Below are 13,121 nucleotides of genomic sequence, written 5' to 3' on the forward strand. Positions count from 1 at the left end.
AAATAAAAAAACAATTTCTTCATTTCCGTTTCCTTTTTGTTATTTTTTTGTTAATTTTCAAATAATACATTAATATATCATATATTATTACTTTTGTCAATAGCAAATTGTTATCAACCCCGCGGGTCGAAAAAAGTTGCTTTTTTAGCCATTTTTCTGTAAAATTTAGGCATGTCTTTAACGAAAAAAGTGGCATATAATACTGTTTGGCAGTTTGCTGGTAAAATAGTTAGCACGATTATTGGTGTTGCCATAGTGGCCTTAATAACGCGTCATCTGGGCAAGAATGGTTATGGTCAGTACACAACAGTCTTGGCTTTCGTTCAATTCTTTGCCGTGATCGTAGACTTTGGGTTGTATTTAGTTTTAATTCAAGAAATAGCTGACCCGAACAAAGATCAGAAAAAAGCTGTCAGTAATATTTTTACTATTCGTTTAGTAACCGCAGCGGTTTGTTTTGTTTTGGCACCGCTAGTTGTTTTATTTTTTCCTTATGCCGCCATTGTTAAGCAGGCAACGATCGTAATGTCTTTGTCTTTCTTTTTGTTTACCTTAGCTCAGGTACTAGTAGCACTATTCCAAAAAAATCTAACCATGAACAAAGTATTGATTGCTGAGGTAGCTGGCCGGATACTTTTTTTAGCCGCCACAGCCTTGTTTGTTTATTGGGGCAAAGATTTACTTTATATAGTAGGTGGCAATTTAGTGTTTAATATTATTTATTTAGCAATAATTTTTTTCTTTGCCAGAAGGTTAGTGAAGTTTGGTTTAGCTTTTGATTTTATTTACTGGCGTAGTATTTATCAGAAAGCTTGGCCAATCGCCATTACCTCTTTATTAACTTTAGTTTATTTTAAAGCCGACACGGTAATTCTTTCCATTTATCGTCCTGAGGGCGAGGTTGGTATTTATGGTGCCACTTATAAAGTATTAGAAATCATTGGTACCTTTCCCCACATGTTCCTGGGTTTGATTTTACCAATATTAACCACCGCCTATGTCACTCGTGATTTAGAAAGATTTAAACGTGTTTATCAGAAAGCCTTTGATTTTTTTCTCATTGTTACCATACCAATGGTAGTTGGTGGCTCAATGCTAGCTGAGAGGATTATGGTTTTTGTCGCCGGACCAGAATTTGTATCAGCCGGAGCGGTATTACAAATTTTATTATGGGCCACAGCGATTATTTTCTTTGGCTCACTTTTTGGTTATATTATTTTGGCCATTGATCAGCAGAAAAAAATGATTCCCTACTATATTATTACAGCAATACTATCTCTCATTTTATATTTTTCTTTGATACCAACCTACTCTTATTGGGCAGCGGCTGGGGCCACAGTTTTTATTGAAGTTCTTTATGCTATTTTTGCCTGGCGAATTAGTTATCGTTATTCTGGCCGCATTAATATTAACTGGATTGCCGCACCGAAAATTGTGTTGGCTAGTACAGTAATGGCTTTGTTTTTGTGGTTAGCACGAGAATGGCATTTGGTGATTCTTTTGGTCGGAGCCGGAGCAATATATTTAGTTGTTTTATACTTGATTAAAGGTTTAAACAAAGACGTTCTTAATGAATTGAGAGCACCAAAATAATGTTATATCTAATTTTTTTAATTTTGTTTTTTATTGCCTTTGCATTTTTTTGTTGGTCTAATGTTCGGCGTGGTATTTATGCTATTTGTTTATTATTGCCCACTTATTTAGTGCGTTTTACTATTGGTGGCATACCACTCACTCTGCTCGAGGGCATGATTATTATTTTATTTATAATTTGGTTAATTAAAATTTATCAGGATCAGAGTTTGGACTTGGCGATTACTGGTCAGATCAGAAAATTGTTTCATTGGCGTAACTGGTCGGAAAATATGGTGGTCATTAATCTAATTCCACCAGTCATTCGTTGGCCACTAGTAATTTTTTTAGCAGCGTCTTTTGTCGCTTTTTTATGGTCACCTAATCAGTTCGCTGCTGCCGGAATTTGGAAAGCTTATTTTTTGGAAGCCGTTGTTTTTTTTGTTCTGGTTATTTATAACATTAAGAATCACCAGCAGCTCAATTGGGTGGTGAATAATTTAGCTATTTTGGCGATCGTAATTTTTATTTATGCCTTAATACAAAAGTTAACTGGTTGGCAGATTCCCAATCCGGAGTGGGCTAATCCTTTTGATCGTCGGGTGACAACTTTTTTTGGCTATCCCAATGCCAACGGCTTGTTGCTCGGACCACTGTCAGTGATTTTTTTAGCTACCAGTTTTTTATCCCAAAATATTTTTTCTCGATTATTAAAAATTACAGCTGTTGTTGCATCATTAAGCACTATTGTCTGGGCGCAAAGCGAAGGAGCGTTAGTAGCTAGTTGTTTGGTAATGTTAGTAATTTTATTAGTGCAAAAGAGAACGAGAAAAAGAGTTATCATTTTAGTTATTATATTATTAGCATTGTCTTTGACACAAATTGATCAGTTGCCGATTATTAAACAAAAGATTTTATTGCAAGATTTATCCGGGCAAATTCGTCAGCAGCAATGGACAGAAACTACACAGATGTTAGAAAAAAATATTTTGTTAGGCGGTGGCTTAGCTAACTATCAAGCAGCCATTAGTCCTTATCATCAGCGCGGTATGAATATTGATGGTCAGTGGCAGCCAGTAGAAATATATTTGTATCCCCACAATATTATTTTGAATTTTTGGACAGAGATTGGTTTGATTGGCTTATTAGCTTTTTTAGCAATGATTATCGGCGCCGGCTTGCTAATATATCGGGCGATATTAATAATTAAAAAAACCAACCTTGAGCAGCGACGACAGTATGAGCAGTATCTCTTAGCCGGCGCTGGAGCGTTAGCAGTTATTTTTATTCACGGTCTAGTGGATGTTCATTATTTTAAAAACGATCTTAGTATTTTATTCTGGTTGGTGATGGGTTTGATAGTTATCAATTATAATTTATTAAGTAGTAAAGAAGCATGAAATTAATTTTTGCCAGCCATAATAAGGGTAAAATTATAGAGATGCATAAAATTATGGCGCCTCTTGCTATTTTGAGTGCTGAAGAGGTTGGTGTTTTTACCGATGTGGTGGAAGACGGCACAACATTTGCCGAAAACGCTTTGAAGAAAGCTAAATGGCTAGTTGAGAAAACCGGAGAATGGGCCTTTGGTGACGACAGCGGTTTATGCATTGAGGCTTTGCATGGGTTGCCAGGCGTACATTCCAAACGCTGGTCGGGAGAAAATAAGAGTGATGAAAGATTGGTTGATTTTACTTTAGACAAAATGAAAGAGTTTACAGACCGACGAGCATTTTTTCAAACCGACGTAGCTTTGGTAGCGCCTGATGGACGAGAATGGTTTTTTAGCGGGCAAGTCAAAGGAGTTATTACAGCAGCACCTCGTGGATTAATACGTGATCATTTGCCTTATGATGTTATTTTTCAGCCCAATGGTTATAATCAGACATTTGCTGAGATGTCTCATGAAGAAAAGAATTTTTTATCGCATCGCGGTTTAGCCTTTACGCAGTTGAAAAAGTTTTTAATGGAGAGTAAGCTGTTTAATATTTAAGGAGACGTGGCAGAGTGGTTGAATGCACCGCATTCGAAACGCGGCAGGTCCTCAAAAGGCCTCGGGGGTTCGAATCCTCCCGTCTCCGCCATTCGCCTTCTCCGCCCTTGGCGGATACGGCGCAATGGCTTTTAAAATAATTCAACCCGCCATGGATTAGAACAACAATTTTATGCTTAAAATATATTTAGCAAGACACGGACAGGATCAAGATAATGCCAACGGCATACTTAACGGCCAGAGAGATGAACCCTTAACTGATATTGGAATCAATCAAGCGAAACAGTTAGCTCAAAAAATTAGCGATGCTAATTTTAAATTTGATATCATTTATAGCTCACCCCTTCAAAGAGCTTTTAAAACCGCTCAAATCATTAGTGATACCCAGAACTTGAGCGAACCAATTAAATTGGCTAGTTTAATTGAAAGAGACTTTGGTATTATGACCGGGCAACATACAAGCGATATTGAAAAATTGTGTGCACCAGATATTTTGAAAACAAATACAATAACTTACTTTTTTTCACCTAAGAACGCCGAAACTTTTCCGCAATTAGTAGTGAGAGCGGAAAAGTTTTTGAATTTTATAATGGAAAAACACTCAGACGGTTCTATTTTGTTAGTTACTCACGGTGATTTTGGCAAAATGATTTATGCTGCTTATTATCAATTAGATTGGTTGGAGATTCTAACAATGTTTCATTTTGGTAATTCGGAACTATTACTTTTGGCTAAAGATTCTCAGGCCGAAAATTCACATGTTTTTAATATAGAACAATTCAATCATTAATTCGGTATATATAATCGATTGTAGCGAATTATAGCGGTAAAGTTGGTAAATTTCTTAGGCAGATATTAGAATATCGAAATGATATGTTTCTTCTTTGTAAAGTATCCCTAATTTTCGTATAATCAAATCAATAATCTAAGTGTTTACCGTTTTGTCGTTTAAAAGTTGCTGATATCAGCTTCGTAACGAAAAAAATATTTTAATTAACAAGTTTATTTAGGTGATCAAAAATTATGAAAGAAACAAATTTAAATATACCATCAACACACGACAGCGTGGATAGTAGTAATATAGACGATATTATCTCGCTCAGCCAAAAATATAATATGATGGTTAATGATGAGGATATTGCCCAAAAACAATCATATTATGTATCAGAAATAGAAACTAAGAAGATGCTGTTAAGTAAGAATGCACTTTCAGAAAATATTGATAGAATTCCTTTTAGATTTAGATCCGAACAGTTTAATTCCTTAAATGAACTATCTGAAATAATGTCTTTTGATGAAGTAACGAGGAATACAGTGCATTCTATTTTGGTGAAGTATTTAAATTATCCAAAAATCATCTCTTTACTTTTTGAACTGATAGTGGAAATAAGTTATTGCAGTGACGGTGCGGCATCTTATGATTTTGATAAAATTAAACGTGCGTTAAATATTTTTGAAAGAGATGATGTTTTTGAAGTCATAAAGTCTACTGAGAACAATTTCGGCGGAAACGAGGCACACCTAGTTTCCAGGATTTCTGAACTACGAAAGTATTTTCTTGATGAATGCGGAGAAGACTATTTCGAACTAATCAAGACTTATCAAGTCGCCCCAATGGTAATAGAGATATTTTCTAGGAATGTCCAGGGTTATTTTCGGAATGATTTTGACTTTGAAGAGCAAACTGGTCTAAGGGATAAAAAAACAAACTCACTATCTAGTGATCGGGTTAGAATGAAAATATTAGCTCCCTTTTATAAAAATAGCGATACAAATAATAAGATTATTAATAAGTACAACCGCCTATACTTTTTTTTACCGGAGATTAAGAAATTGTTACTCGCTAAAGATTTAACGGGGTTAAAAGAATACTCGATTTTAAAAAAAATAGACTACCCTAGTGATTCAGAAAATAAAGACCTAGACAGTGTATTACAAAATTATACTATCTTTATGAATTTCGAATGCTTCCTAAACGCACATAATAAAACTTACGACTGGATCGAAAATTCGCTTTTTAAAGATGCCTACGACGATAGATTGCTTACAAAAAATGACAAAGACGCCCTCTATCGTAGATTAAATGAAGAGGTAGGCTTGATTAAAGATGCATTTAAAAAATATTTTATGGCTAAGCTTGAAGTACCAAGAGTTGAAATAAATAATGAAAAGAAAGTTAGGGAATATATATATTCTATATTAAATGACAAGTCGGTTAAACTTACATTGAATTGGGAAAAAGGGATTGCGAATTTTGAATCCAAATATGGGAGTGGAACGATTAAGCTTATATCTGAGGATCTGCTTAACACTAAACTTCATAAGTTAATAGATGAAGAGTCAGAATCTTTTGATCTTAAAAAATATATTTTTAAGCTTCAAAGAGAGTATTTTAATATAAAATTAGAATAAAAAAATGGATCCCCCTAATAAGATTTTATATTCGATTAAATTTACGAGGAAGATTAAAAGAGAACAAGACAAAAACAAAACAGTCACCACTAATCATTACGAAAAATACGATGTTTCAATTTGGTAAATTAAATTTGTAAAGGAAAAAGCAAGGCACGCAGCATCCCTTTTTGCAATAAGGCAATAATCGCTAGTGGTTGTTTTGGACGCATCACTTGTTTTATTAATACCACGACTCATGTGCCTCAAAATATCTTTTGAAAAATATAGCAGAAGACATTATAATGATTGAGTAGTGGCGACCATTAACCCGAGCACAATATTGTGAAAAAATTATTATAAATATCAAGTTTATTTTGGAGATGAAAAATTATGAAACAAAGATTAGACGTGACAATTAACAATCAGCAAAAGAGTGAAGAACCTATTAATCACCAGGAGACATTAAGTGAAAAATTAGAAAGCACGCCAGTAAAATCAGAAGCCGATAACCTAAGTGATACATCTAATGACGAACGATCTTTCTTTGGTGAGTTTCGCGGTGCTGAAGTAAATGAAGTTGGTGAATATCAAGAACCCACACCAGAACAAGAAGAAAAATTTAAAAAAAGAGTTGAGCGAGTAGCAGAAATTTTTAAGCAGGCCAATTTTCAGTGGTATCTGGATGGCGCCACTAATATTTCTTTATATCAAGATAAACAGATGCGTGATCATAAAGATCTTGACATGAGTGTTTTTATGGAAGATTTAGCAGCAGTAGAAAAATTATTAACTGAACAAGGATTTGGTATTTTTGTAAATGACGAAACTGATGATAAAAAAAAGATTAAGATGAAAAAAGTATTAGCCGAAGAAATAGCAAAACTAGACAAACCGGATTTATCTAATTTATCTATCTGTAAAGTTGATTCTGAAGGAAATAGAGATAAGAAAACTACCGACCCTTTTAATTTTGTTGATATGCATATTCATAGTAAAGATGCGGAGGGTAATACCGTTATTTTTTATAATAGGGCGACGCTGCCGAAAGAGTACTTCGAACCCATAAAAAAACAACTTTCTAATGGTAAGGAAATCAATCTATCTCAGCCAATGGTTGTTGCTTATCATAAATTTCATCAAAATAGGCCCTACGATTTGATTGATTTGCAGAAGTTGAAACCAAATTTGTCAGAAAAAGATTCACTAGTATTGCGAGATATAATAAAGAAAGAAATTAAAGAAATCGAAAGTAGTTTATAAGAAAGATTGCAAGAAGCTTGGGATTCCTTACTTCCAATTCTAGAATTAACGCGTAATCAAAAGGCTATTAGCGAGAAGCTTTGGATGTATCCAGAAATTGGAAAACGTCGAGTTGATCCAAAAATTTTTGAATACGTTTCCTTAATCTCTCAGTATATTTCCCACGAACCCGAGGTTTCCTTTACTGATTTTTTCACGAAATCGTTAGCTATTCTAAAACCACGAGAACAACTAGAACAAAAGTTAGAAGTTCTTGATCGAGGGTAAGCGTCAGATTAGAGTACTAAATTTATAAAATATGAAACCAATACTGATAACTTGTTATGTCAACCCAGATTTAGATGGTGTGGCTGGCGCGCTGGCCTATAGTGAATGGCTGCAAAAAATAGGAAAAGAAGTAACCGTCGGGATTTTTGGCGAGCCTCACGAAGAAGCAAAATTTGTGTTAGACCGTTTTCATTTTACCTATCCGCAAATAATCAAGGATGCAGGTTTTTATGACGAAGTTATTTTGGTGGATGCTAGCGATCTCATCGGGCTGGAAGGAAACATTGCACCGGATAAAGTTATTGAGATTATTGACCATCGAAAAATAAATGAGGCAGACAAATTTCCTAAGGCGCAAGTACAGATCGAATTAGTGGGAGCAGCGGCCACATTAATTGCTGAAAAATTTATGCAGAACAACGTGGAGATTTCTGAAAAATCAGCGACTCTTCTTAGTAGTGCAATTATTTCTAATACTTTAAATTTCAAAGGTGGCGTTACTACTGATCGGGATAGAGCTGCCGTTGAATGGCTTAGTCATTATCGCCAAATGCCTGCAGATTTTTGGCGAGAACTTTTTAGCGCTAAATCCAATCTCGCCGGCCCAAAGTTAGCCGAGCGGATAGAGGGAGATTTTGCTTGGTTTGTCTTGGGTGGAAGAAGGATTGGTATCGCACAAATAGAGATGATCGGGGCAGACGAGTTGATTAGCGAAAGAAGCAATGAAATTCTAAAGAGTTTAGATAAAATGAAAACTGATTTAAATTTAGATTTAGTTTTTCAAAATACCATTGAATTAGAAAAAGGTAAAAATTATATTATTACCGCAGATGAATTAACTAAGATAATTTTAACCAGAATTTTAAAGGTAAAATTTGTTGGTATTTGCGCAGAAACCGAGAGTCTAATTATGCGAAAACAAATTGTACCGCTATTAAAAGAAGAGTTAGAAAAAGAATATCAAGGCATTATTGCTTTATTTTATCGTGAGACTGATGGGCTACGAGAATTTTTAGTAGTCAAGAATGCCGTAACTGGTAATATGTCATTTGTCGCCGGTGCTCAGGAAGACTTTGATCGTACATTAGTTGATACTTTAAAGAGAGAAACTTTTGAGGAGTTAGGATTAAGAATCGCTGACGACATTATTCAACCAACCGACATTAAGCAAAGATTTATTTTTAATTCGCAAAAGAAGGAGCGGGCCGGTTGCCACGGCTCCTATCAAGTATTTTTGATTAATGCCACTAATATTAAAAGTGCGATAGTCGGCACCTCGGAGTTAAAGGAAGTTCAGTGGTTAGATCAGGACGCGGTATTGATTTCATTAACCTTTCCTGATTTACGAGAAGTATTTTTACAAGCAATTAAGAATTTATAGTCGTCAAGGTAACAATGCCAAAATTATCCATCATCATACCAGCTTATAATGAAGAGAAAACAATTGATTTGATTTTACAAAAAATTGTTGATTTAGATTTGCTATCATGGTCCAAAGAAATAATTGTTGTTGATGATTGTTCAACTGACCAAACTTGGCAATTATTACAAAGATGGCAAGGTGATATTAAGTTATTACGTTTAGCCAAAAATAGTGGCAAAACCGCGGCTGTCTGTGCTGGTATTAAAGAAGCCAGCGGTGACTACATTGTTATTCAAGACGCCGATCTGGAGTATCATCCGCAAGATCTATTAATCATGATCAAAGAGGTTGATCAATATCAGCGAGCAGTAGTTTATGGCTCACGCCGTTTGGGAGACAAAAGTCATTATAGTTATCTAACTTACTTATGGGGTGCTAATTTGATTACTTGGTTAACAAATATTTTATATCGGCAGAAGTTAACAGACGTAGAAACTTGCTATAAGTTGATACGTATTGATTTATTAAAGCAGATGAATATTGTTTCTCATAATTACGTTTGGGAAAATGAGGTTACCGCTAAATTAGCTAAACAAGGAGTCAAGATAGTAGAGGTACCAATTAGTTATTCACCGCGGAGCAAGGAGGAGGGTAAAAAGATTAATTGGCGACACGGCCTAGAAGCTTTGTGGGCAACTATCAGGTTTAGGTTTTAACATTACTCAATTATTTTATTGCCGTGACTGTGTTGAGAATTATTACCAAGGGCGATTAAAAGAAACTTCGTTTGGGAATTTGTTGATAAAATGGTATAATAATATTGTTCTATGCAAAAAATTAGGAAAGCAGTAATACCAGTGGCCGGCTTAGGAACGAGATTTTTACCAGCTACCAAAGCACAACCCAAAGAAATGCTTACTTTGGTAGATAAGCCGATAATTCAATATATAGTTGAAGAGGCGGTAGCGGCCGGCATTGAACAAATTATTTTTGTTACTTCACAAACCAAACGGGCCATTGAAGATCACTTTGATCGCAATTTTGAATTAGAATATCGTTTACGTCAAAAGGGTAAAAAGGATGATTTGCGGTCAATTACTCAATTATCCGAACTAGCCACCTTTGTTTATATTAGACAAAATACACCAAAAGGATTGGGCCACGCCATTGCTACAGCTGAGCCAGTTATTGGCAATGAACCATTTGCAGTTTTTTTAGGAGACGACATCATAGCTGCCAAAAAGCCAGCCATTAAGCAATTAATGGAGGTCTATGATAAATACGGCGCTGTAGTTTTAGCAGCACGAAAAGTGGATAAGAAAATTGTTAACCGTTATGGCATTATTGCCGGCCATAAGATAAATGAAGGACTTTATCAAGTTGATGATTTGGTTGAAAAGCCAGAAATTGCAGTAGCCCCGTCCAATATAGCCATCGGCTTTCGATATATTTTACGTCCGGAGATTTTTTCCATTTTAAAAAAAACTAAACCGGGACGAGGCGGTGAAATACAAATTACCGATGCCTTGCGCGAATATAGTAAACAAAAACCAATTTACGCTTTAGAGTTTGCCGGCGAATACTTTGATTGTGGTAGTAAGTTAGGATTTTTAGAAGCGACTGTTCACTTTGGTTTGCAGCATACATCGATAAAAAAAGATTTTAAAAAATACTTAAAGAAAATAAAATAATGGTTAGTAAAGTTAAAATTATTTCCTTACTTTTGCTAGTTAGCACCTTGCCACTTTTTGGTTTTGGTTGTAAAACAACGCAAAACGCTGAAGTCGCCGCAGTTTATAAACCAATTACCCTTAATTGGTGGGGCGTTTGGGAGGATAGCGCCGATGTGGCGCAACTGATTACAGCTTACCGTACCGTGCATCCAAATATTACCATTACTTATCGTAAATTACGCTTTGAGGAATATGAAAAAGAGTTAACCAAAGCATGGCTGGAAAAGAAAGGCCCAGACATTTTTGCTTTGCCGGCCAGTTATTTAAAGAAATATAAAAACATTATCAAGCCCATGCCCGAGGTTATGAAGATACCCTTTGTGGAAACCACGAGCGGGTTAAATAAAAAGGAGGTAGTAACCGTACAGGACGTTGCTGGTTTAACCAGTAAGAAAGTTAAAGAACTTTTTATTGATGCTGTTAGTGAGCAGACGGTAATTGATGATAAAGTTTACGGCTTACCATTAAATTTTGATAATTTAGCTTTATATTATAATAGTGATTTATTAGCCGCGGCTAAGATTCCTTTACCGGCTCGTACCTGGAAAGAATTATTGGAACAAATTCCGTCACTAGCTGTTTTTGATAAAGAGGGAAATATCAAGCAAGCAGCCATTGCCTTAGGAACCGAAAATAATGTGCCACGGGCAACTGATATCGTTAGTCTATTGATGATGCAAAACGGTGCTAGAATGACCGACGAAAGAGGTCAAGCTGTTTTTAATATGCCACCAGATAAAGATTCGGATTTTAATCCAGCACAAAGTGCCCTACAGTTCTACAGTAGTTTTATTAATCCCAGCAAAGACTCATATACGTGGTCAGAAAAAATGCCCGATGCTTTAGAACAGTTTACTGCTGGCAAATTAGCTTATTTCATTGGCTATTCTTATCAATGGCCGATTATCAAATCGCGTTCCCCCAAACTAAATGTTAATATAGCGCCGATGTTACAGGTCGCTACCGAAAGTGATCAAGAAGTAAATTTTGCTGATTTTTGGGCACAAACAGTCTATTTTGGCATACCGGAAGCCAATATTGACCCAGCGTGGGATTTTATTAAAACCGTTTCAACGACCTCGGGCGTATTGAAGCCGTATTTGGAAAAAGTGAAAAGACCGACTGCTCTCAGGGCCCTAATTAATGATCAAATGAAAGTAGAAGAGGTAGAGGTTTTTGTGAATCAGTTGTTAAGTTCTAAGTCTTGGTATCGCGGTTATCGACCAGAGGATGCGGAACAAGTTATGCAAGACATGATTCAGCAAAATAATCATAGTCTGACCGAGGAATTTACGGTTGAGCAGTTATTACAATTAATAGTAAGTAGACTTAATAAGTATTTAAATTCAGCGGAATGAAAAAACATTATTTAGTTTTGATTCTATTTCTCCTTATTGTTCCCTTTGTCGCCGGTGCTTCTGATTGGCTACCAAAATGTATTGCTGACGGTTCTTGCGGCTTAGATCAGTTTTGGATGATGTTTGTGCAAATTGCTAAGTGGGCTTTGGGATTATTAGGCGTTGTTGTTTTGTGTTATTTTGTTTATGGTGGCATTATTTGGCTGACCTCGGCCGGTAACACCAATAAAATAAAACAAGGACGTGATATTATGGTCAATACTTTTATTGGTATGATGATTGTTTTGGGTTCTTGGCTGATAGTGAATACTGTGATTGGTGCTTTGGGCGGTACGCAATTAACGGATACTACACAATTTAGTAATAAAATTACCAGTACTGATTGTGAAGCAGCGACTGATGTTAATAAAGATTGTGGCGGTGGTAAAAGCGGTGTTTGTCTACAAAATACGGGAGCTAACAACTGCGCGAATGTTGTGAAGAAGGATTATTTTGCTTGTGACGTTTATGATACAAAATGTAAAGAATGTTCTGGTCGAGCATTTATATGTGTTAATAAGTGTGGTATTAGCGCCATTACGACCAGCGGCATTTGTCAGAACAAATCAACGTGTGATGTAAAAACCAATGTTATTAAGACCGGTTATTGTCTGGGGAATACTGCTATTATTTGTTGTGTGCCGAAGTAGTAATCAATTTAAACTTAATTAATCAAATATTACTATGTCCAAAAAAATATTGTTAGTTCTCTTATTGTTAATAATAGCTTTGCCGGTTTTGGCGGTGAAAATTGATAATCCGCTCGGTGCGATAAATTCGCCAGAACTATTGGCTGGTAAGATAATAAAAACCGTTTTGGGTTTGATCGGTATTATTTCCTTACTTTATTTTATTACGGGCGGTTTTATGTGGATGACTGCTGGGGGAAATTCAGAAAAAGTAAAAAAAGGACGTGATACATTGATTTGGGCCACCTTGGGATTATTGGTCATATTTAGCTCTTATACGGTTGTTCGTTCCACTTTAGATATTCTTAATAAGTAATAATGATTGTCTGTCGGTAAAAAATATTGTATAATATTAGCATAATCAATTAACTTTCCTTGACGAAAGGGGGTGAAAATAATGAAGAAATTATTTAACAAGACTAATCTGATCGCACTACTTATGGTAGTAACTTT

General features: G+C 35.6%; 13 protein-coding genes and 1 tRNA gene. All 14 read left to right on the top strand.

What is annotated here, in order from left to right:
- Positions 1 to 171 precede the first annotated feature (171 nt).
- The 14 genes from COX77_00870 (at position 172) to COX77_00935 (ending at position 12,984) form a co-directional block, all read left to right on the top strand.
- The gene (locus tag COX77_00870; protein PIZ99661.1) at positions 172 to 1,593 is read left to right on the top strand and encodes a hypothetical protein; all 1,422 of its coding nucleotides are present in this window, start codon (positions 172 to 174) and stop codon (positions 1,591 to 1,593) included.
- Complete coding sequence (locus COX77_00875; protein ID PIZ99662.1) at positions 1,593 to 2,972, top strand: hypothetical protein; 1,380 nt, start codon at positions 1,593 to 1,595, stop codon at positions 2,970 to 2,972. The genes COX77_00870 and COX77_00875 overlap by 1 nt, the downstream gene beginning before the upstream one ends.
- Positions 2,969 to 3,565, top strand: a complete 597-nt coding sequence (gene rdgB, locus COX77_00880) for a non-canonical purine NTP pyrophosphatase, RdgB/HAM1 family (protein PIZ99663.1) — start codon at positions 2,969 to 2,971, stop codon at positions 3,563 to 3,565. Before COX77_00875 ends, rdgB begins: the two co-directional genes overlap by 4 nt.
- Positions 3,566 to 3,656 (top strand) — tRNA-Ser (locus COX77_00885).
- An 81-nt stretch (positions 3,657 to 3,737) separates the two neighbouring features.
- Complete coding sequence (locus tag COX77_00890) at positions 3,738 to 4,355, top strand: hypothetical protein (GenBank protein ID PIZ99664.1); 618 nt, start codon at positions 3,738 to 3,740, stop codon at positions 4,353 to 4,355.
- Between the two features lie 233 nt (positions 4,356 to 4,588).
- Positions 4,589 to 5,977, top strand: coding sequence for a hypothetical protein (locus COX77_00895; GenBank protein PIZ99665.1), 1,389 nt, complete (start codon positions 4,589 to 4,591; stop codon positions 5,975 to 5,977).
- A 372-nt stretch (positions 5,978 to 6,349) separates the two neighbouring features.
- Positions 6,350 to 7,219, top strand: coding sequence for a hypothetical protein (locus COX77_00900; protein PIZ99666.1), 870 nt, complete (start codon positions 6,350 to 6,352; stop codon positions 7,217 to 7,219).
- 6 nt (positions 7,220 to 7,225) lie between these two features.
- The gene (locus tag COX77_00905; GenBank protein PIZ99667.1) at positions 7,226 to 7,486 is read left to right on the top strand and encodes a hypothetical protein; all 261 of its coding nucleotides are present in this window, start codon (positions 7,226 to 7,228) and stop codon (positions 7,484 to 7,486) included.
- Between the two features lie 31 nt (positions 7,487 to 7,517).
- Positions 7,518 to 8,867 carry a hypothetical protein gene (locus COX77_00910; GenBank protein ID PIZ99668.1) on the top strand — a complete coding sequence of 450 codons (1,350 nt, stop codon included), beginning with the start codon at positions 7,518 to 7,520 and terminating at the stop codon, positions 8,865 to 8,867.
- Positions 8,868 to 8,881: 14 nt separating this feature from the next.
- Positions 8,882 to 9,565 carry a glycosyl transferase gene (locus tag COX77_00915; protein PIZ99669.1) on the top strand — a complete coding sequence of 228 codons (684 nt, stop codon included), beginning with the start codon at positions 8,882 to 8,884 and terminating at the stop codon, positions 9,563 to 9,565.
- Between the two features lie 111 nt (positions 9,566 to 9,676).
- Positions 9,677 to 10,540, top strand: coding sequence for a UTP--glucose-1-phosphate uridylyltransferase (galU, locus tag COX77_00920; protein PIZ99670.1), 864 nt, complete (start codon positions 9,677 to 9,679; stop codon positions 10,538 to 10,540).
- Positions 10,540 to 11,940: a hypothetical protein gene (locus COX77_00925; GenBank protein ID PIZ99671.1), complete on the top strand. Its 1,401-nt coding sequence runs from the start codon at positions 10,540 to 10,542 to the stop codon at positions 11,938 to 11,940. The genes galU and COX77_00925 overlap by 1 nt, the downstream gene beginning before the upstream one ends.
- Positions 11,937 to 12,629, top strand: coding sequence for a hypothetical protein (locus COX77_00930; protein PIZ99672.1), 693 nt, complete (start codon positions 11,937 to 11,939; stop codon positions 12,627 to 12,629). Before COX77_00925 ends, COX77_00930 begins: the two co-directional genes overlap by 4 nt.
- Before the next feature lie 34 nt (positions 12,630 to 12,663).
- On the top strand, positions 12,664 to 12,984 hold the full coding sequence (locus COX77_00935; GenBank protein PIZ99673.1) for a hypothetical protein: 321 nt from the start codon (positions 12,664 to 12,666) through the stop codon (positions 12,982 to 12,984).
- Positions 12,985 to 13,121 lie beyond the last annotated feature (137 nt).

It is taken from the genome of Candidatus Komeilibacteria bacterium CG_4_10_14_0_2_um_filter_37_10 (assembly GCA_002793075.1).
In the GTDB taxonomy this organism is placed as follows: Bacteria; Patescibacteriota; Patescibacteriia; order UBA1558; family UBA1558; genus UM-FILTER-37-10.

Bases quoted from the DNA above. Each gene is read 5' to 3' on its own strand.
- COX77_00870 (PIZ99661.1), top strand. From the start codon at position 172: ATGTCTTTAACGAAAAAAGTGGCATATAATACTGTTTGGCAGTTTGCT.
- COX77_00875 (PIZ99662.1), top strand. From the start codon at position 1,593: ATGTTATATCTAATTTTTTTAATTTTGTTTTTTATTGCCTTTGCATTT.
- rdgB (PIZ99663.1), top strand. From the start codon at position 2,969: ATGAAATTAATTTTTGCCAGCCATAATAAGGGTAAAATTATAGAGATG.
- COX77_00890 (PIZ99664.1), top strand. From the start codon at position 3,738: ATGCTTAAAATATATTTAGCAAGACACGGACAGGATCAAGATAATGCC.
- COX77_00895 (PIZ99665.1), top strand. From the start codon at position 4,589: ATGAAAGAAACAAATTTAAATATACCATCAACACACGACAGCGTGGAT.
- COX77_00900 (PIZ99666.1), top strand. From the start codon at position 6,350: ATGAAACAAAGATTAGACGTGACAATTAACAATCAGCAAAAGAGTGAA.
- COX77_00910 (PIZ99668.1), top strand. From the start codon at position 7,518: ATGAAACCAATACTGATAACTTGTTATGTCAACCCAGATTTAGATGGT.
- COX77_00915 (PIZ99669.1), top strand. From the start codon at position 8,882: ATGCCAAAATTATCCATCATCATACCAGCTTATAATGAAGAGAAAACA.
- galU (PIZ99670.1), top strand. From the start codon at position 9,677: ATGCAAAAAATTAGGAAAGCAGTAATACCAGTGGCCGGCTTAGGAACG.
- COX77_00925 (PIZ99671.1), top strand. From the start codon at position 10,540: ATGGTTAGTAAAGTTAAAATTATTTCCTTACTTTTGCTAGTTAGCACC.
- COX77_00930 (PIZ99672.1), top strand. From the start codon at position 11,937: ATGAAAAAACATTATTTAGTTTTGATTCTATTTCTCCTTATTGTTCCC.
- COX77_00935 (PIZ99673.1), top strand. From the start codon at position 12,664: ATGTCCAAAAAAATATTGTTAGTTCTCTTATTGTTAATAATAGCTTTG.